Raw genomic sequence first — 18,216 nt, forward strand, 5'->3', positions numbered from 1 at the left:
CAGGGGCAACGCTCGGAAGATGCTGAGCGCGGTCGCGGCGCTAGTAGCTCAGCCCGTGACCGAAGCGGTAGAGCGGGTCGGCGGTGTCGAACGGCACGTCCGGCCGGTTCTCGACCACCGCCGTCATCGACGACGGCAGGTCCATCGGGAGCCGGCCCCGCGGAGCGGCCTCCCCGAAGAGCACGTCGAGCAGCGCCGCGGAGTTCGCGCCGAAGTCGGCCGCGATGGCGGGGACCTCGGTCGCGAACGGCGTGAGGATGGCCGGCCGGTCGAGGAACACCTCCAGCACGGTCGGCACCGCACGGGCGATGGCGAGGACCTCGTCGATCGTCTGCTGCGGGAAGTCGAGCGACCCGGCGTGGAAGAAGTTCTCGAACATCGTCGCGCGCTGCTCGTACGGCGCGTGCAGGCGCACCAGCGCCACGTCGGCCTCCTCGGCGGTGGCCACCACGGTCGCGTACCCGGCCACCGCCTCCGGGTCGAAGCCGTGCACGAACACCTTCGCGCCGAGGGGCAGCGGAAGGATGGCGTCGTTCTTCAGGAGGGTCACGGATGCGCGCTGCGCGGCCTCCCCCGCCGCCACGAACCCGGCGTTGCCGACGACCGCGGCCGCGCGCGCCGGGTCGACCGTTGGCGCGTCGAACAGGCCGAGCCGGAACTTCTCGCGCAGCAGGCGCCGGGCGGAGACGTCGAGACGCTCCTCCGGCAGCTCGCCGCTGCGGACCAGGTCGACCAGGAGGTCCGGGATGGCCTCCCCGCCGAACTGGTCGGCGCCCGCGTCCAGCACCTTCGTCATCCGCTCTCGCGTGCTCAGGTGCTCGACGCCCCAGGCGCGGGCCGGGAACGGCTGGCCGGCGATCTCGGCGTCCGAGAGCAGCCCCCAGTCGGTGCAGACGATCCCGTCGAAGCCGTAGCGCTCGCGCAGCAGGCCGGTGATGACGGACTTGTTGAACCCGAAGCCGACCTCCTCGTACTCGGTACCGACCGGCATCCCGTAATACGGCATGATCTGGCTGGTGCCCGCCTCGAAGGCGGCTTCGAACGGCTTGAGGTGCGTCTCGAACTCGCCGCCCGGGTAGACCTGCTCGCGGCCGTACGGGAAGTGCGGGTCCTCGCCGTCCTTCTGCGGGCCGCCGCCCGGGAAGTGCTTGGTCATGGTCGCGACGGAGTCCGGCCCGAGCTCGGCGCCCTGGAAGCCGCGGATGTACGCGGCGCCCAGGCGCGAGGTGAGATCGGCGTCCTCGCCGAACGTGGCGACCTGGCGCGCCCAGCGCGGCTCCGTCGCGAGGTCGATCTGCGGGTGCAGCGCGACTCGGATGCCGACCGCGGTGTACTCCTGGCGCGCGATGTCGGCGAAGCGCTCCACGAGGGCCTCGTCACCGATCGCGGCGAGCCCGAGCGTCTCCGGCCACTGCGAGAACGGCCCGGCCATAATCGCCGCGCCGGGGTTGTCGCTGAACGAGTGGCGGGGGTCGGTGGAGAGCGTGACCGGGATGCCGAGGCGCGTGCTCGCCGCGACCTCCTGGACTCGGTTGTGCCACTCGGCCATCTCGGCGGCCGAGCTGGCCGCGCCGAACACGTTGAAGTGCGTCATGTGCCGGTCGCGGATCATCTCGACGCTGTCCGCGATCCCGAACAGCGGGTTCGGCCCGGCGAGCGCGCCGCCCTCGCCGATGGTGATCATGGTCTGGAAGAAGAGGCCGGCCTTCTCCTCCAGGGTCATCTGACCGAGAAGGTTCTCGACGCGCTCGTCGAGCGGGAGGCTCGAGTCGCGGAAACGAGGGTCGACGGGGAGGTCGTCGGCTGTGGTCTCGGTGGTCGTGGTGTCGGTCATTCGCACTCCTTCGGGCGTCACGGGTTGACGGTTCCGATCATAAACCGACTAGTGATTGGTTTTTGCCGTGAGTGCCGGGAATCCTCGTTCGATCACCGCCACGTCCCAGAGTTCGAGCTCGAGCGCGTCTTCCAGCTCGCACGCTCGCCGAAACCACCCGTCACGGGCGTCGGCAGACGACCACTCCCCGTTCATCCCCAGGTGGGTCGCCCAGAACTGAGACCACTCGCGCAGACCGGCATTCAGGGCCGGACTCAACGGCAGCGAGTTCTCCTCGAGGAGTCCGACTTCGCGCTGCCAGATCGGCCATGAGACTCCGTGCTCGGGGAGCAATCGAACGGACATCAGCATTCCGTCCCGCTCGAGCTGAGCTCGCCGGATCGCACTGTCAGGGTCACGACCGTCCGGGACCCACAGCTCGACCTGGGTGATGGGGTCCACGACCCAGCTGCCCCGATGCCCCATGAGTTCAGCCTATTTCCCATCGGGGTGATGGCGCGGGGGGGGTGACTACCCGTCGGCCGCCACGACCTCCAGCAGCGCCTCCCCGTAGGTCTCCTTCTTCTTCGCGCCGATCCCGCTGATGCCGTCGAGGTCGGCGAGCGAGGACGGGCGCGCGGCGGCGACGGCGCGCAGCGTGGCGTCGCCGAACACGATGTAGGCCGGGACGCCCTGCGTCTTCGCCTCGCCCGCGCGCCACGCGCGCAGAGCCTCGAAGAGGCCGGCGTCGGCGGGCGCCAGGTCGGCGGCGGCGGAGGAGCGGCCGGCGCGGGAGGCGCGCGCCGCGCGTTCGGGCTCCCGGCGGAGGATGACCTCCCGGCCGCCCGACAGCACCTCAGCGCTCGCGGGGGTCAGCGTCAGGACGCCGTACTCGCCTTCGGGCTTCAGCAGTTCCTGCGCGATGAGCTGGCGGACGACGCCGCGCCACTGGCTTTCACCCAGGTCTTCGCCGAGGCCCCAGGTGGAGAGCCGGTCGTGGCCGTACTGGTCGACGCGCGGGGTGCGCTTGGCGCGGAGAATGTCGATGAGGTGGCCGGCGCCGAAGCGCTGGTTGCGCTCGCGTTGCAGGCGCACGACGGTCGAGAGGAGCTTCTGGGCCGGGACCGTGCCGTCCCACGTCTCGGGCGGGGTGAGGCAGGTGTCGCAGTTGCCGCAGGGAGTCGCGCGCTGGCCGAAGTAGTTGAGCAGGTTCACCCGGCGGCACTGCACGGTCTCGCACAGGGCGAGCATGGCGTCCAGGTGCTGGGTGAGCCGGCGACGGTGCGCGAGGTCGCCGGGGGACTCGTCGATCATCCGGCGCTGCTGCACGACGTCCTGCAGCCCGTACGCGAGCCAGGTGGTCGACGGGAGGCCGTCGCGGCCGGCGCGGCCGGTCTCCTGGTAGTAGCCCTCGACCGACTTGGGGAGGTCGATGTGGGCGACGAACCGCACGTCCGGCTTATCGATGCCCATGCCGAAGGCGATGGTCGCCACGACGATCACGCCGTCCTCGCGGAGGAACCGGGCCTGCGTGCGTGCCCTGGTCTGGGCGTCGAGGCCCGCGTGGTACGGCAGCGCCGTGAGCCCGCGGCCGGCCAGGAACTCGGCCGTACGCTCGACCGAGTTGCGGGACAGCGCGTAGACGATGCCCGCCTCGCCCGGGTGCTCGCCGGTGATGAAATCGAGGAGCTGCTTGCGCACCTCCACCTTCGGCACGATGCGGTACTGGATGTTCGGGCGGTCGAAGTCGGAGACGAAATGCTCGGCGTCCTGCAGCCGCAGGCGCTCGGTGAGCTCGCGGTGGGTCGCCTCGGTCGCCGTCGCGGTGAGGGCGATGCGCGGGACGTCGGGCCAGCGGTCGGCCAGCTCGGAGAGCGCCAGGTAGTCCGGCCGGAAATCGTGGCCCCACTGGGACACGCAGTGCGCTTCGTCGATGGCGAACAGCGCGACGCGGCCGCGCTCCAGGAAGCGCTTGGTCGCCTCGCTCGACAGCCGCTCGGGCGCGACGTAGAGGATGTCGAGCTCGCCCGCGAGGTAGGCGCGCTCGACCGCGGAACGCTGGCCGGCGTCCTGCGTCGAGTTGAGGAACGCCGCGCGCACGCCGACGGCGGTCAGCGCGTCGACCTGGTCCTGCATGAGCGCGATGAGCGGCGAAACCACCACGCCGGTGCCCTCGCGGACCAGCGACGGGATCTGGTAGCAGAGCGACTTGCCACCGCCGGTGGGCATGAGCACGACCGCGTCGCCGCCGGCCACCACCCGGTCGATGATGGCGGCCTGCTGCCCGCGGAAGGAGTCGTAGCCGAACACTGTGCTCAGCGCCTCGGCGGGAGTGGCGAAGCGCGCCGGCGTCGCCCGCGGAGTCTTCGGAGCGGAGGCGGACAACGAGCCACCCGGGGACGCGGCCGGCGCCGCGTCCTGGAATGGCACGTCCGCGTACGGGTCGTCGCCGAAGTCGGGCAGCGGGGGCTCGACGTCGAACGGCGGCTCGTCGAAGGGCGGCGCCTCCCGGTCGTCGGGCTCCCACGTGTTCCAGCTCATTCCTCGATCGTAACGACCGCCGCCGACCGCGCCGCCCGGACCGCGAATCTGTGGAGAAGTCACACCGAAAGAGCGGCGGTGGAGGACGAACCGGACCGCGTCCGCGCCCTCCGCTACGATCGGCCCATGCGGACGCAGCCTCACCCCAGCACCGCGTCCCTGGCCCGCCCGGCGCCGGCAGCGTGATGCCGGCCGCGATCCTCGGCCTGCTCAGCGCCCTCGTCTACGGGTCGGCCGACTTCGTCGGCGGCGTCGCCGCGCGCGCGATCGGCCCGCTGCGCACCACTGCGCTCGGTGCGGTCGGCGGCCTCGCGCTCCTCCTCGTCGCCCTCCCGTTCGTCGGCGGCGTCTGGTCGGGCGCCGCGCTGGGCTGGGGCGCGGCCTCCGGAGCGGTCGGCGCGCTCGCGGTCGCGCTGCTGTACGCGTGCCTCGCGATCGGGCCGATGAGCATCCTCTCGCCGCTGACCGCACTCGTCTCCGCGGTCGTGCCGATGGTCTGGGGGCTCGCGGGAGGCGACCGGTTCGCCCCGATCGGCTACGTCGCCCTCGGGCTGGCGCTGGTCGCGGTGGTGCTGGTCGGCTTCGTCCCGGAGCGCGGCGCCGTGCGCCCCAGCGGCCGTGCCCTCGGGATGGCGGTCGCGGCGGGCGCGCTCATCGGCGTCTTCCTCATCCTGCTCGACCAGACCCCCGCCGACTCCGGGCTCGTCCCGCTGGTCGCCAACCGCACCGTCAACGCGGCGATCATGTGGACCATCATCGGCGTCCTGGCCGCGCGCGGCGTCACCCGGGGGCTCACCCGGCGCGGCCTGCTGCTCGCCGTCGGCTCCGGGCTGCTGGACGCCTCCGCCAACGTGCTCATCCTGCTCGGCCTGCGTGCCGGCGACCTGACCACGATGTCGGTGCTCGTCGCCCTCTATCCCGCTGGCACGATCGTCCTCGCCGCGGTCGTCCTCCGCGAGCGCATCGCTCCCGTGCAGTGGGTGGGGCTGGTGCTCGCCGTCACTGCCGCCGCCCTCCTCGCCGTCGCCTGACCTTCCACCGCCGAGCGGCGCGTGAACCCACCGCCGAGCGGCACATGAACGCCCCTGAAGCCGTCGGCTGAGGGCGTCGACGTGCCCCTCGGCGATTGCGGTCGCGGCGAAACCACCGGGTACTGTGGGACGCCGGACCACGGGAGGCGCCGATGAGCACACCACAGCACGACCCCGCCGACGATCTGGAGAACCGCCGCGAGCACCTGGGCGACCTCTCGCAGGCGGTGCAGGACTTCTCCAGCGAGCAGGAGGGCTACCACAAGGCGCTGTCGTCGCGGCAGCTCCAGATGATCGCCATCGGCGGCGCCATCGGCACCGGCCTGTTCCTCGGCGCGGGCGGCCGGCTCGAGCAGGGCGGACCGCTGCTGGTCCTCGTCTACGCGGTCTGCGGGTTCTTCGCGTTCCTGGTGCTGCGTGCGCTCGGCGAGCTGGTGCTGCACCGGCCGTCGTCGGGCTCCTTCGTCTCGTACGCGCGCGAGTTCTACGGCGAGAAGATGGCGTACGTCGCCGGCTGGATGTACTTCCTCAACTGGGCGATGACGGCGATCGTGGACTCCACCGCCGTCGCGCTCTACGTCAAGTACTGGCAGCTGTTCACATCCGTGCCGCAGTGGCTGCTCGCGCTGATCGCGCTCGTGGTGGTCGTCAGCCTCAACCTCATCTCGGTGAAGGTGTTCGGCGAGATGGAGTTCTGGTTCGCGATCATCAAGGTCGGCGCGCTGGTGGCGTTCCTGGTGGTCGGCATCATCGTGCTCGCCGCCGGCTGGCCCACCGACCAGGGCCCGACCGGCCTGCCGATGCTCGCCCAGAACGGCTGGCTGCTTCCGCACGGCGTCGCCACGATCGGGATGGCCATCGTGCTCGTGCAGGGCGTCGTCTTCGCCTACGCGGGTGTGGAGCTGGTCGGCATCGCGGCCGGCGAGACGGAGAACCCGGAGAAGATCATGCCGCGCGCGATCAACAGCGTGGTCTTCCGCATCGCGGTCTTCTACTGCGGGTCGGTACTGCTGCTCGCGCTGCTGCTGCCGGCGAGCACCTACAGCGGCAGCGAGAGCCCGTTCGTCACCTTCTTCAGCCACCTCGGCGGCCCGCAGCTCAGCGCCGTCGTCGGCTCGGTGATGAACTTCGTCGTGCTCACGGCGGCGCTCTCGAGCTTGAACGCCGGGATGTACTCGACCGGCCGCATCCTGCACTCGATGGCGCAGACCGGCGCGGCTCCGGCGTTCACGGCGCGGATGAACACACGCGGCGTGCCGTACGGCGGCATCCTGCTAACCGCGGCGATCGGCATCCTCGGCGTCTTCCTCAACCTGATCGTGCCGGCGGAGGCGTTCAACATCGTGCTGAATGTGGCGTCGCTCGGCATCGTCACGAGCTGGGCGATGATCATCCTCTGCCAGATGCAGTTGCGGAAGTGGTCGCTGCAGGGCAAGCTCGCGCGTCCGTCGTTCCGGCTGTTCGGGGCGCCCTTCACGGCGTATCTGACGCTGGCGTTCCTGGCGTCGGTCATCGTGCTGATGGCATTCGACTACCCGACCGGGACCTACACGGTCGCGTCGCTGGTCATCATCATCCCCCTACTCATCCTCGGCTGGTACGCCCAGCGCTCCCGCATCCTAGCCATCGCCCAGTCCCGCGAAGGCTACACCGGCGCCCACCCGGTAGTCGCCGCCCGCCGCCCCCGCCAACCGCGCAACGAGACGTGAGTAATCGCGGAAATCCGGGCCGGGATTTCCGCGACTACTCACGTCTCGGCGGCTAGGGGGCGGGGCGGGTTTGGGCGGCTTGTTCGAGGGCGGGGAGGGCGGTTCGGATGGCCGCCACGTCCTCGGGGGATAGGTCGACGAGGATCGCGGCCACGGCGCGGGCGCGGTCGGAGCGCGCGGCGAGCAGCAGGTCGTTGCCGGCCGGCGTGCCCGAGACGAAGAACGAGCGGCCGTCGGCCGGGTCGGGTGCGCGCTCGACCAGCCCGCGCGCCTCCAGGTCGGAGACCACGCGAGTGATGGTCGGCGCCGCCACGAGCTCGATCGCGGCGATCTCGCTCGGCCGCAGCGGCCCGCGGCGCACGATCGTGGAGAGCGCCGAGAGCTGGCCGTGACTGAGGCCTCCGGTTGCCGAGCGGATGCGGCGGTTCAGCCGTCCGACGGCGAGGGCCAGGCGGCCGGGGACATCGTCGTCACCGGCCGTCGGCCGCTCCGCATGCTCACGCTCGCCCTGCACCGACTTCCTCGCCTTCCACAAGGGCCGGCCGCGCGGCTGCGACGGCCTCCTCATGAACATACTTCGATCCGCCGAGGAACGAGGCGATCGCGCCGATGATCGACATGACCGCGGCGGCGATGAACACCACCACGAGGCCGTCGTGGAACGGTCCGGAGATGAGCTGCGGGAAGAATTCCTTGCCCGTCAGCGTCGCCGCGTCCACGTGCGGGGACTGCAGGAGACCGGTCGGCCCGAGCAGGCTCGCGATCGGGTTGTAGCCGAGGAACGCCGCGAACAGGCTCCCTACCGGCGGGGTCGCGCCGATCTGCGCCGCGACGTTCTGCGGCACGCCGTGCGAGGTGAGCCCGGTGGTGAGCGCCGTCGGCAGCGCGACCGACAGGCCCGCGATCATCAGGGAGAAGAAGATGCCGATGGAGAGCGAGCTTCCGGCGTTGAGGGCGACGCCCGCCATGCCGGATGCCGCGCCGCGCTCGTTCGGCGGCACGCTGTTCATGATCGCCGTGCGGTTCGGTGATGAGAACAGGCCGGAGCCGATGCCGTTCAGGCCGGTCAGCAGCGCGAACTGCCAGTACTCGAAGTTCACCGGGATGAGCAGGAGGCCGACGAAGGTGACGGCCACCAGCACGAGTCCGACGGTTGCGAACGCCCGCGATCCGAACCGGTCGGACAGCGCACCGGAGATCGGGCCCGCGATGAGGAAGCCGATCGTGATCGGCAGCATGTAGATGCCGGCCCAGAGCGGCGTGGACTCATAGCTGTAGCCGTGCAGCGGCAGCCAGATCCCCTGCAGCCAGATGATCAGCATGAACTGGAGGCCGCCTCGGCCGATCGCCGCGAGGAAGCCCGAGAAGATGCCCGACGAGAACGCGCGGATCTTGAACAGCCGCATGTCGAACATCGGCGAGGGCACCCTCAGCTCGATCATTACGAACGCGATCAGCAGCAGGATCCCGCCGATGATCGAGCCGAGGACCCACGGGTTGCCCCAGCCCTGCGACGACCCGCCGTAGGGCTGGATGCCGTAGGTGATGCCGGTGAGGAGCGCGATCAGGCCGATCGCGAAGGTGACGTTGCCGAGCCAGTCGATCTTGCCGGGGTTCTTCTGGCCGACCTCGTGCAGCGACTTGATGGACCAGATGGTGCCGATGACGCCGAACGGCACGGAGACGAAGAAGACGGCGCGCCAGTCGATCTCGGCGAGCACACCGCCGAGGATGAGGCCGATGAAGGAGCCCGCGATGGCGGCGACCTGGTTGAGGCCGAGCGCGAACCCGCGCTTGTTGGCCGGGAACGCGTCGGTGAGGATCGCGGTCGAGTTGGCGAACAGCATGGCGCCGCCGATGCCCTGGACGAATCGCCAGGCGATCAGCCACATGGCGCCGGGCCCGCCGCTGAACGGGTCGAGGCAGAGCGCGATCGCGGCCAGCGTGAAGATCACGAAGCCGAGGTTGTAGATGCGCACGCGCCCGTACTGGTCGCCCATCCGGCCGAACATGACGACGAGGACGGCGGTGACGAGCATGTAGCCCATCAGCATCCAGAGCAGGTAGGAGACGTTGCCGGGCTGCAGCGGGTTCAGCTTGACGCCGGTGAAGATGGCGGGCAGCGAGATGATGACGATCGAGGAGTTGATCGTCGCCATGAGCATGCCGAGCGTGGTGTTGGAGAGCGCCACCCAGCGATAGTGGGGGTGATCTTTGGTGAAGATGCCGGTGCGGGCCAAAAGAGTCCTTCGTGCGTTTCGTATGGAGTGTCGTGGGGCGCCGGCCCAGGCGGAGGTGCGCGCCCGAGCGGGAAGCGCGTCGGCGCGCTGATGATTTATATGCGTTAACTATATATCCGGTTGGGGTGTTCCCGGAAGTCGCTACGAGTTCCGCGCCGACCTCCCTCGCCCCGATCGGTTGACAGCCGGCACCCCGCCTGGCTTAGATGAGCCCCTGAGCGAGCCCAAGGGACGAGCGGGCAGGAACGGGGAGGAACCGTGTCGAAGACGAGGTTGGAGGCGTTCAGCGATGGCGTCCTCGCCGTCGCGATCACGCTCCTGGTCCTCGACCTCCACCTCGCGCCGGGCAACGGGACAAGCCTGCTGGCCCAGGTGGCGGCCGCCTGGCCGTCGTTCGCCGCGTACGTCGTCAGCTTCCTCGTCATCGGCGTGATCTGGGTCAATCACCACTCCGTCCTGCGGCTCGTGGTCACCGTCGACCGGCTCCTGCTCTTCTGGAACCTGATCCTGCTGATGTTCGTCACCGCGATCCCCTTCACCACGGCCACCCTGGCCGGGGCGCTCGCGGACGGCAGCGCCGCGGACGCGCGCGTGGCGGCGGTGCTGTACGGGGGAGCGTCGACCGGGTTCGCCGTAGCCTTCACGCTGCTCTTCGGGAGGGTCACGCTCCTCGAGGTGCGCGAGGGGCGGCTCGATCCGCGGGAACGCAGAGCCGACCTTCGTCGCTTCGGGGCCGGTACGGTGTTCTACCCGCTGCTGACGATCATCGGCATCGCCTACGCCCCGGCGATGCTGGTCGGTTTCGCCGCGCTGAGCGTGTACTACCTGTTCAATCAGACCGGCGCGGCGGAGGCGTAGCGCACGGCCGTCAGGCGCTCCAGAGCGCCGGCACCAGCACCCACAGCACCTCGGCGCCGTCGTCGGTCAGCACCCGCCAGCTGTGCGGCTCGTGGCCGCTGAAGGTGAGGCTGTCGCCCGGCCCGAGCTGCCACTCCCGGTCGGAGAAGCGCACCTCGATCCGGCCGCGGAGGACATGCAGCACGTCGACATCCGCCGCCACCGCGTAGAGCTCCTCGCCGCCGTGGCCTCCGGTCTGGATGACGGAGCGGATGACCTGGACGCGCGACTCCGAGCGCGGCGAGAGCAGGCGCTCCTCGGTGTCCGCGCCGCCGAGGTTGACCTTGGCGCCGGTGCCCGCGGGGACGAGCTGCACGTCCGGCTCTTCGAAGAGCGAGCCGACCGGGATGGAGAGGACGTCGCACAGGCTGATCAGCGAGGAGACGCTCGGGGAGGTCATGTCGCGCTCGACCCGCGAGAGGAAGCCCTTTGTCAGCCCGGTGATCTGCGCGACCTCGTCGATCGTGAGCTGCTGCGCACGCCGTGCCGCCCGCAACCGCGGGCCGATGGCGACGCGGCGGTCGGCGGGTTCGAGGGGCATCGGGCGCATGGGACAACGGTAACGGGTCGGCGGCCGCCGGGCCCGAATCGGCGGAGCGCGTTGACGTCCACGCGAATCGCGTTGTAGCCTCTCATGCAACAAAGGTTCCGTCATAGAAAACCAGCAAGAGCGCACCACACTGCACCAAGGAGGCTGCATGCCGCAGAACGTCGGCCCCATCGACTCATCGCGCACCCCCCGTTACGCCGGCCGCGACGGCTTCGCCCGGCTGCCGCGGCTCGACCAGGTGGGCCGCGCCGACATCGTCGTGGCGGGCGTCCCGTTCGACACCGGCGTCTCCTACCGTCCCGGGGCGCGCTTCGGCCCGAACCACATCCGGGAGGCCTCCCGCCTGCTGCGCCCGTACAACCCGGCGCTCGACGTGTCGCCGTTCGAGCTGACGCAGGTGGCCGACGCGGGTGACATCGCGGTGAACCCGTTCGACATCGCGGAGGCGATCGAGACCGTCCAGTCGGCGGCCTACGACCTCACCGCGGACGGGACGCGCCTGGTCACCCTCGGCGGCGACCACACCATCTCGCTCCCGCTGCTCCGCGCCGCCGCCGAGCGCCACGGCCCGGTCGCCCTGCTGCACTTCGACGCGCACCTGGACACCTGGGACACCTACTTCGGCGCCGAGTTCACGCACGGCACGCCGTTCCGCCGCGCGTTCGAGGAGGGCATCCTCGACACCGAGGCGCTCAGCCACGTCGGCACTCGCGGCCCGCTCTACGGCGAGAAGGACCTCGACGACGACCACCGCTTCGGCTTCGGCATCGTCACGAGCGCCGACGTCTACCGGCAGGGCGTGGACGAGGTCGTTGCGAAGCTCCGCGACCGCATCGGCGACCGCCCGCTCTACATCTCCATCGACGTGGACGTGATGGACCCGGCGCACGCGCCCGGCACCGGCACCCCGGAGGCCGGCGGCGTGACGAGCCGCGAGCTGCTGGAGATCATCCGCGGCTTCGTCGGCCTCAACCTGATCGGCGCGGACGTCGTGGAGGTCGCCCCCGCCTACGACCACGCCGAGATCACCGGGGTGGCGGCCTCCCACCTTGCGTACGATCTGGTGTCGCTGCTCGCGCTGCGGCACCGCGAGGAATCCGCCCGGCAGCCGGCCGACCCCTCCGCACTCCCCCACTGAGAACACCCCCATCCCCCCACCCGACCCCGAAGGGAACCCGCATGTCCGACGACGACGTCACCGCTGCACTGAACCCCCGCCCCAAGATCACCGAAGTGGAGGCCCACGGGATCGACACGATCCCGGACGCCGACCGCACCTCCAACTGGCTCGACCTCGCCCGCATCCAGTTCGGCGGCGTGAACACGTTCGCCACGATCCTGCTCGGCACCTTTCCCATCGCGCTCGGGCTGTCGTTCTGGCAGGCCGTGGCCGCGACCGTGCTCGGCGTCGCGGTGGGTATCGCGTTCCTGGCTCCGATGGCGCTGTTCGGGCCGAAGACCGGCACGAACAACGCGGTGTCCTCCGGCGCACTGTTCGGCGTCCGCGGCCGGATCGTCGGATCGTTCCTGTCGCTGCTGACCGCGATCGCGTTCTACTCGATCTCGGTGTGGGTGTCCGGCGACGCGATCGTCGGCGCGCTGACCCGGCTCGCCGGTGTGCCCGACTCGGTCGGGCTGCGGCTCGGGATCTACGCCATCATCGGCCTGATCGTGATCGTGGTGGTGATCTACGGCTACCAGTTCATGCTGCTGGTCAACAAGGTCGCCGTCTTCGCGAACACCGCGCTGATCCTGCTCGCCATCGTGGCCTACTCGGGCGTCTTCGACGCCGGCTACGATCCGGGCCCCAAGGCGCTCGCGATCGGCGGCGCGTTCTGGCCGACCTTCATCGCCGCCGCGCTGATCGTGATGGCCAACCCGATCTCGTTCGGCGCGTTCCTCGGCGACTGGTCGCGCTACATCCCGCGCTCCACCAAGCCGACGAAGCTGATCGGCGCGACCGTCCTCGGCCAGGGTCTCGGACTCATCCCGCTGCTGTTCGGCGTCGCCACCGCGACGCTCGTGTTCGGCAAGTCCGACTACGTCGTCGCGCTCATCCACGTGTCGCCGCTCTGGTACGCACTGCTGCTGCTCGTGGTGGCGTTCATCGGCGGCCTGTCGACCGGCACGACCTCCCTCTACGGCACCGGCCTGGACTTCTCGTCGGTCGTGCCGCGCTTCAGCCGGGTGCAGGCGACGATCTTCATCGGCACCATCGCGTTCCTCTTCATTCTGGTCGGCCGTCTCGTGTTCGACCTGCTCGGAACCGTGAACGCGTTCGTCGGCGCGATCGTCGTCACCACGACCCCGTGGATGGTCATCATGACCATCGGCTACGTCGTGCGGCGCGGGTTCTACGACCCGTCCGACCTCCAGGTGTTCAACCGCGGCGAGACGGGAGGCCGGTACTGGTTCGCGGCCGGCGTCAACTGGCGCGGGATGACGGCGTGGATCGTCGCCGCCGTCGTCGGCCTGCTGTTCGCGAACTACCCGCCGATCATCGTCGGGCCGTTCAGCGACCTCGCCGGCGGCATCGACCTGAGCCTGCTGTCCAGCGTCGTGGTCGCCGGCGTGCTCTACGGCTCGCTGCTGGCGATCTTCCCGGAGCCGCGGTACGTGTTCGGACCGGACGGCCCCCGCGGCGTGCGCTCGACCGACGCGGTCGTGCCGCCCATCCACCTGGACGAGCGGTCGGCGGCGGCCCGTGCGCACGCGCGCCGGGCGAAGGCCCAGCTGCGGGAGCCCCGCACGATCGAGGCGCCGGAGGCCGGCGCATGAGCGAGCAGGAGGTCCTGGCCGCCGTCGACCGGATCATCGACGACTTCGGCCACCACCGCCGCGACGCCTACTTCACGGGTTTCGCCGACGACGCCACCTTCGTGCTGCACACGCACCCGGTCCGGCTGGAGTCGCGCGCCGAGTACGAGGCGGCGTGGGACGCCTGGGAGCGCGACGGCTTCCAGGTGCTCGGCTGCCGGTCGACCGGGCGGCGCGTCCAGTTCGCCGGCGACGACGTCGCGATCTTCACGCACGACGTGGAGACCGAACTCGCCGACGGCGACGGTCGCACGACGGTGCGGGAGCGCGAGACCATCGTCATGGAACGCCGCGACGGTGCGTGGACATGCGTTCACGAGCACCTGTCGCCGCGTGAGGAGGCGTAGATGCGAGTGATCGATCTGAGCCATCCCATCCGCAGCGGGATGACGGTCTTCCCCGGCGACCCGGCCGTGCGCGTGGCGCCCGCCGTGACGATCGCGGAGGCGGGGGTGAGCGTGCTGAGCCTGGAGCTCGGCAGCCACACCGGCACGCACATCGACGCGCCCTCCCACACCGTCGAAGGCGGCACGACGATCGACGCCGTCGACCTGGGCCGGCTGGTCGGGCCGGCGCGGGTGATCGACGTGAGCGGCCTGCCGCCGCGGACCCGCATCCGCGCGGAGGACGTGCGCGGCCCGCTGTGGGAGGTCGAGCCGGGGACGATCGTGCTCTTCCGCACGGGCTGGTCCGCGCAGTTCGACGAGCCCGGCTACCTCGACCACCCGTTCCTGGACGCCGGGATCGCCTCCGCGCTGCTCGACGCCGGCGTGACCGTGGTCGGCGTCGACGCGCTCAACCCAGACGAGACAGTGGCCGACGAGACCGCGGCCGACGACCCCGCGCCTGCCTTGCCGTTCCACGACGTGTTCCTCGGCGCGGGCGGACTCATCATCGAGAACCTGACCGGGCTCGACCGGGTCACGGCGAGCGCGCCGCGGTTCGTGGGGCTTCCGCTGCCGATCGCGGGAGGCGACGGGGCGCCGCTTCGGGCGGTGATCGTGGAGGACGACGCGGAATAAGAGAGGAGCGGGAGCGGACCTACCGCCCGCGCCCGAGCATGAGCCACGAGCTGCGGTCCGGGCGACGGGATCCGAGGATCGCCGCTCCCAGCGCGCCGCCGAGATCGCCGAGCTCCGACACGCGGACCGGTGGCGTGGCGGAGTAGGTCGCGACCTCGCCCAGCCGGTCCAGGAGCGCGGGGCCGAACGCGGCGAAGCAGGACGCGGCACTGCCACCGAGTACGACGCCCTCGGAGCGGTGCACGGTGAGCAGGTCCAGGAGGCCGTCGGCGATCCCGCGGCCGTAGTCGGCGAACAGCGCCGCAGCGGCCGCGTCTCCGTCGAGGGCGCGGTCGAACGCCGCCCGGATGTCCTGCGGGCCTCCGCTCGGCCTGGCGAGCAGCGCGCTCGCCGACCGCTGCAGCGCCGTGCGCGACCCGACCTGCTCGAAGCACGCGCTCCTGCCGCAGTAACAGGGCGCCTCCCGGCCGGACAGGCTGAGGTGCCCGGCCTCCGGGTGGACGCCGTCGGCGCCGCGGACCGGTTCGCCGTCCACCAGCGCCGCGACGCCGACGCCTGTGCCGAGGGTCAGCATGAGCACGCTCCGGAACGGCCTCCCGGCGCCCGCGACCGCCTCCCCGATGGCGGCGGTCACCGCGTCGTTGTCGACGGCGACCGGCGCCTGGAACGCCGCCGCGAGCGCGCCCGCGAGATCGACACCGGTGAAGGCGGGGAGGGTGTCGGCGTTCCGGATGACGCCGTCCGCATCGATCGGCCCGCTCGCCCCGATCCCGATGGAGCGGACGTTCGCGGCGTCCGCCAGCGAGGCGGCGCGCTCGACCAGGAAGTCGACAGCGGCCTCAGGGGGCACCGGGCCGGGCGTCGGGACGACCAGCTGCGCGACGGTGTCGCCGTAGCCGTCGAGAGCGACCAGCCGGGTCCCAGTGCCTCCGAGGTCCACCCCGATCGCGATGTCGGAGCCGCGCCCGGACGGGTCCACGCTCGCGGCTTCCGCGCTCACGTCCTCGCTCACAGCGTCGTCGTCACCTTGCTGCCGAACGCGAACGCGCCTGGCACGACACCGTTCGTGCGCGCCAGGTCGACGGCGACGAGCTCGGCCACGACTGCACCCGTCGCGAGGCGCGTCAGCGACGGCCCGTCGGGCGCGCGGACGATCGTCGCACCGTCGACGCGGAGGTCGCCGACGACGACCACGTGCGCGCCGCTGTCCACGAGGTCCGCGGCCAGCCGGGCGGTGCTCTCGTCTGCGTCGGCCTCGTAGGCGCCGTACAGGAACGCCGTCATCCCGGGTCCGGCGAGCTCGAACGGCCCGTGCCGGAACTGGCCGCCGACGTAGCCCTCGATGGCGACCTTCGACGACTCCTTCGTGATCAGCCCCGCGAGCAGGGCTGTCGCGGCGTCGTCGCGCTTGGCGACGGCCGCCAGCCGTGGGCGCGCGGGCTCCAGCACGCGCTCCGCGAGACCGGCGTCGATTTCGCGCCCGAGCTGGGCCTCGACGGCGTCGGCCGCCGCGGCGATCTCGGCCTCCACGGTTGCCGCCTCCTCGCCGACGAGCACGGCGGCGAGGCGGCGGTGCACGGCCAGGGTGTTCAGGTAGCTCTTCGTGCTCACCGTCGCCTCGTCCCCGCTGAGGAGCGGGAGGTAGACGTCGGACTGCAGCGCGAGCGGGCTGGCGGCGTCAGCGGCGATCCCGACCAAGGCGCCGGTGCGCAGCCGACCGGACTCCAGCCGGTCGAGCAGCTCGACCACCTCGCCGCTGGCACCCGACTGCGAGGTCGCGACGAGCAGCGTGCCGGGCGTCAGGAGCCCCGGCGCGTCGAGCAGCTCCCCGGCGTCGACGCGCCAGGCGTCGTGGCCGGCGCGGACCGCGCTGCGCCAGGTCGGGATGCTCGCGAAGTGCGAGCTGCCCATGCCGGTGAACACGATCCGGTCCCAGCGGCGGCCGCCGAGGGCGGCGAGCTCCGGTGCGGGGCCGGCCGTCACGAGCCGGCGCAGGGCGGCGGGCTGCTCCAGGATGTCCCCTTCGAAGGGGGTCAGCGTCGTCATGGTCGGTCTCCTCAGCGCGCGTCCGCGATCGTTCCCGCGGCGTCGAGGACGCGCGCGCCGAGCAGACGGTTCGCGACGTTCACCCCGATCATCGCGGTGGGAAGGTTGATGTTGCCCCGGGTGATCGTCGGCATGATCGACGCGTCCGCGACGTAGAGCCCGGTCACCCCGCGCACTGCGCCGTCGTTGTCGACCACGGCGAGTGGGTCGGTGGCCGGACCCATCTTGCAGGTGCCCGCCGGGTGGCAGTAGTTGACGATGTCGTCCAGCGGGTCGGTCTCCCCGACGCGCTCGCCGAGCACCTCGGCCAGCCCCGGCTGCGACACCATCGACTCGAGCAGATCCAGGGCCTCGCGCAGGACGGTGCGGTCGTGGCCGTCGGGGTCCGTCCCGTAGCGGTGATCGATCACCGGCTCCATGACGTCGAGGTCGGGACCGAGCGTGACGCTGCCCTCGGAGCGGGCGCGCATCGCTCCGCCGTAGAGGGTGATGGGCGGCAGCCCGGGGTGTCCGCTGTTGGCGCCCGCGACCATGAACACGTGGATGTCGTAGGGGCCGTCGTCGCAGACACTGGAGCGCGCGCGCCCGACCGTCTGCTCGTCCGGGTTCCACTCCAGCGCCGCCAGCTCGTCCACGAGCCCGGGGCGCCCCGCGAAGTCGAGCTGCACGCACTCGTGATCGAGCAGGTGCTTGCCGACGCCGGGCACGTCGGCGACGACCGGAATGCCGAGCGCCGTCAGCTCGGCCGCCGGACCGACGCCCGAGCGAAGCAGAAGGGCGGGCGAGTGGTACGCGCCGGCGGCTAGCACCACCCGTCCCGCGTCGATGTGGGCGATGCCGGACGCGTGTGCGACGAACGCTCCGGTGACCCGGGTGCCGTCGAAGCTGAGGCCGGTGACGGCGACGCCTCCCGCGATGGTCAGGTTGGGGCGGTCGCGCACCGGGTCCAGGAAGGCGAAGGCGCTGTTCCAGCGCACGCCGTCCGAGATGTTGACCGCCATCGGGCCGATCCCCTCCGCGGCCTCCAGGTCGTCCAGGTCGTCGGCGAACGGGAGGCCGGCGGCCACCCCCGCCTCCACGAATGCGCGCTGCGGCGGCGTGAGCTCCGGCATAGTGTAGCGGCGGACCCGGAAGCGCTCCCGGACCCCGTCGAGCAGTGGGGCGACCTCATCGGCCGACCAGCCCGGGTTGCCGAGCCCGGCCCACTCGTCGTACTCGTACCGCGCCCCGACCGAGGCGGTGCAGCCGTTGTGCGCCGAGCAGCCGCCGATGATCCGGGCGCGCGGCAGATCGAGCGCACCCTCGCCGGACGACCGGGCGGTGCGGAGGTCGTAGTCGTGCGACAGCGGGATCGAACGCGCGTCGAGCATGTCGGCCGGCCACGCGCTCCGGTCGAACGCCCCGTAGTCGGGGCCGGCCTCCACCAGGAGGACGGTCTCGTCGCTGTGCGCGGCGAGGGTCCCCGCGAACGCGGCGCCGCCGGTGCCGCCGCCGATGACGAGGGTGTCGACGCGGGTAGGGAGGGGTGGTGTGGTGGTCATGGTGTTCCT

16 protein-coding genes are annotated in these 18,216 nt (G+C 71.4%); 7 read left to right on the forward strand and 9 right to left on the reverse strand.

The window, feature by feature from the left end:
• Nucleotides 1–40: 40 nt before the first annotated feature.
• The 3 genes from AC1ROW_RS08630 to recQ all read right to left on the reverse strand — a co-directional run bounded on the left by AC1ROW_RS08630 (nt 41) and on the right by recQ (nt 4,354).
• Nucleotides 41–1,834: a glycoside hydrolase family 3 protein gene (locus AC1ROW_RS08630; RefSeq protein WP_493018469.1), complete on the reverse strand. Its 1,794-nt coding sequence runs from the start codon at nt 1,832–1,834 to the stop codon at nt 41–43.
• 48 nt (nt 1,835–1,882) lie between these two features.
• A complete protein-coding gene (locus AC1ROW_RS08635; protein WP_493018470.1) occupies nt 1,883–2,275 on the reverse strand; it encodes an immunity protein CdiI family protein in 393 nt (130 codons plus the stop codon).
• 69 nt (nt 2,276–2,344) lie between these two features.
• Complete coding sequence (gene recQ, locus AC1ROW_RS08640; protein ID WP_493018471.1) at nt 2,345–4,354, reverse strand: DNA helicase RecQ; 2,010 nt, start codon at nt 4,352–4,354, stop codon at nt 2,345–2,347.
• A 185-nt stretch (nt 4,355–4,539) separates the two neighbouring features.
• Between recQ and AC1ROW_RS08645 the strand changes: the two genes are divergently transcribed.
• Together AC1ROW_RS08645 and AC1ROW_RS08650 are read left to right on the forward strand one after the other, a co-directional pair.
• Nucleotides 4,540–5,385 (forward strand): EamA family transporter, encoded by an 846-nt coding sequence (locus tag AC1ROW_RS08645; protein WP_493018472.1) that lies wholly within the window; start codon nt 4,540–4,542, stop codon nt 5,383–5,385.
• Nucleotides 5,386–5,537: 152 nt separating this feature from the next.
• On the forward strand, nt 5,538–7,094 hold the full coding sequence (locus AC1ROW_RS08650; protein ID WP_493018473.1) for an amino acid permease: 1,557 nt from the start codon (nt 5,538–5,540) through the stop codon (nt 7,092–7,094).
• A gap of 52 nt (nt 7,095–7,146) precedes the next feature.
• Here AC1ROW_RS08650 and AC1ROW_RS08655 read toward each other — a convergent pair whose 3' ends face one another.
• Both AC1ROW_RS08655 and AC1ROW_RS08660 read right to left on the reverse strand, forming a co-directional pair.
• The gene (locus AC1ROW_RS08655; RefSeq protein ID WP_493018474.1) at nt 7,147–7,608 is read right to left on the reverse strand and encodes a MarR family winged helix-turn-helix transcriptional regulator; all 462 of its coding nucleotides are present in this window, start codon (nt 7,606–7,608) and stop codon (nt 7,147–7,149) included.
• Nucleotides 7,592–9,286: an MFS transporter gene (locus AC1ROW_RS08660; protein ID WP_493018475.1), complete on the reverse strand. Its 1,695-nt coding sequence runs from the start codon at nt 9,284–9,286 to the stop codon at nt 7,592–7,594. The genes AC1ROW_RS08655 and AC1ROW_RS08660 overlap by 17 nt, the downstream gene beginning before the upstream one ends.
• A gap of 306 nt (nt 9,287–9,592) precedes the next feature.
• Here AC1ROW_RS08660 and AC1ROW_RS08665 point away from each other — a divergent pair, with 306 nt between their 5' ends.
• Nucleotides 9,593–10,192: a TMEM175 family protein gene (locus tag AC1ROW_RS08665; RefSeq protein ID WP_493018476.1), complete on the forward strand. Its 600-nt coding sequence runs from the start codon at nt 9,593–9,595 to the stop codon at nt 10,190–10,192.
• Nucleotides 10,193–10,202: 10 nt separating this feature from the next.
• Here AC1ROW_RS08665 and AC1ROW_RS08670 read toward each other — a convergent pair whose 3' ends face one another.
• Entirely contained in the window at nt 10,203–10,781 is a 579-nt protein-coding gene (locus AC1ROW_RS08670; protein ID WP_493018477.1) for a helix-turn-helix domain-containing protein, read from the reverse strand.
• 148 nt (nt 10,782–10,929) lie between these two features.
• Between AC1ROW_RS08670 and speB the strand changes: the two genes are divergently transcribed.
• The 4 genes from speB to AC1ROW_RS08690 are packed head-to-tail and all read left to right on the forward strand — an operon-like array spanning nt 10,930 to nt 14,620.
• A complete protein-coding gene (speB, locus tag AC1ROW_RS08675; RefSeq protein WP_493018478.1) occupies nt 10,930–11,919 on the forward strand; it encodes an agmatinase in 990 nt (329 codons plus the stop codon).
• A 41-nt stretch (nt 11,920–11,960) separates the two neighbouring features.
• Entirely contained in the window at nt 11,961–13,559 is a 1,599-nt protein-coding gene (locus AC1ROW_RS08680; RefSeq protein WP_493018479.1) for a purine-cytosine permease family protein, read from the forward strand.
• Nucleotides 13,556–13,945 carry a nuclear transport factor 2 family protein gene (locus AC1ROW_RS08685; RefSeq protein WP_493018480.1) on the forward strand — a complete coding sequence of 130 codons (390 nt, stop codon included), beginning with the start codon at nt 13,556–13,558 and terminating at the stop codon, nt 13,943–13,945. Before AC1ROW_RS08680 ends, AC1ROW_RS08685 begins: the two co-directional genes overlap by 4 nt.
• Nucleotides 13,946–14,620 (forward strand): cyclase family protein, encoded by a 675-nt coding sequence (locus AC1ROW_RS08690; RefSeq protein ID WP_493018481.1) that lies wholly within the window; start codon nt 13,946–13,948, stop codon nt 14,618–14,620.
• Nucleotides 14,621–14,639: 19 nt separating this feature from the next.
• Here AC1ROW_RS08690 and AC1ROW_RS08695 read toward each other — a convergent pair whose 3' ends face one another.
• From AC1ROW_RS08695 to AC1ROW_RS08705, 3 genes are read right to left on the reverse strand one after another with little or no spacing between them, the layout of a single operon-like run.
• Complete coding sequence (locus AC1ROW_RS08695) at nt 14,640–15,632, reverse strand: ROK family protein (protein ID WP_493018482.1); 993 nt, start codon at nt 15,630–15,632, stop codon at nt 14,640–14,642.
• A complete protein-coding gene (locus AC1ROW_RS08700; protein ID WP_493018483.1) occupies nt 15,629–16,666 on the reverse strand; it encodes an SIS domain-containing protein in 1,038 nt (345 codons plus the stop codon). The genes AC1ROW_RS08695 and AC1ROW_RS08700 overlap by 4 nt, the downstream gene beginning before the upstream one ends.
• A gap of 11 nt (nt 16,667–16,677) precedes the next feature.
• Nucleotides 16,678–18,207 carry a GMC family oxidoreductase gene (locus AC1ROW_RS08705; RefSeq protein ID WP_493018484.1) on the reverse strand — a complete coding sequence of 510 codons (1,530 nt, stop codon included), beginning with the start codon at nt 18,205–18,207 and terminating at the stop codon, nt 16,678–16,680.
• Between the last annotated feature and the right edge of the window lie 9 nt (nt 18,208–18,216).

Source organism: Leifsonia sp. GW821-FHT13C09 (assembly GCF_058806435.1).

Bases quoted from the DNA above. Each gene is read 5' to 3' on its own strand.
- AC1ROW_RS08630 (WP_493018469.1), bottom strand. From the start codon at position 1,834: ATGACCGACACCACGACCACCGAGACCACAGCCGACGACCTCCCCGTC.
- recQ (WP_493018471.1), bottom strand. From the start codon at position 4,354: ATGAGCTGGAACACGTGGGAGCCCGACGACCGGGAGGCGCCGCCCTTC.
- AC1ROW_RS08645 (WP_493018472.1), top strand. From the start codon at position 4,540: ATGCCGGCCGCGATCCTCGGCCTGCTCAGCGCCCTCGTCTACGGGTCG.
- AC1ROW_RS08650 (WP_493018473.1), top strand. From the start codon at position 5,538: ATGAGCACACCACAGCACGACCCCGCCGACGATCTGGAGAACCGCCGC.
- AC1ROW_RS08670 (WP_493018477.1), bottom strand. From the start codon at position 10,781: ATGCGCCCGATGCCCCTCGAACCCGCCGACCGCCGCGTCGCCATCGGC.
- speB (WP_493018478.1), top strand. From the start codon at position 10,930: ATGCCGCAGAACGTCGGCCCCATCGACTCATCGCGCACCCCCCGTTAC.
- AC1ROW_RS08680 (WP_493018479.1), top strand. From the start codon at position 11,961: ATGTCCGACGACGACGTCACCGCTGCACTGAACCCCCGCCCCAAGATC.
- AC1ROW_RS08685 (WP_493018480.1), top strand. From the start codon at position 13,556: ATGAGCGAGCAGGAGGTCCTGGCCGCCGTCGACCGGATCATCGACGAC.
- AC1ROW_RS08690 (WP_493018481.1), top strand. From the start codon at position 13,946: ATGCGAGTGATCGATCTGAGCCATCCCATCCGCAGCGGGATGACGGTC.
- AC1ROW_RS08700 (WP_493018483.1), bottom strand. From the start codon at position 16,666: ATGACGACGCTGACCCCCTTCGAAGGGGACATCCTGGAGCAGCCCGCC.
- AC1ROW_RS08705 (WP_493018484.1), bottom strand. From the start codon at position 18,207: ATGACCACCACACCACCCCTCCCTACCCGCGTCGACACCCTCGTCATC.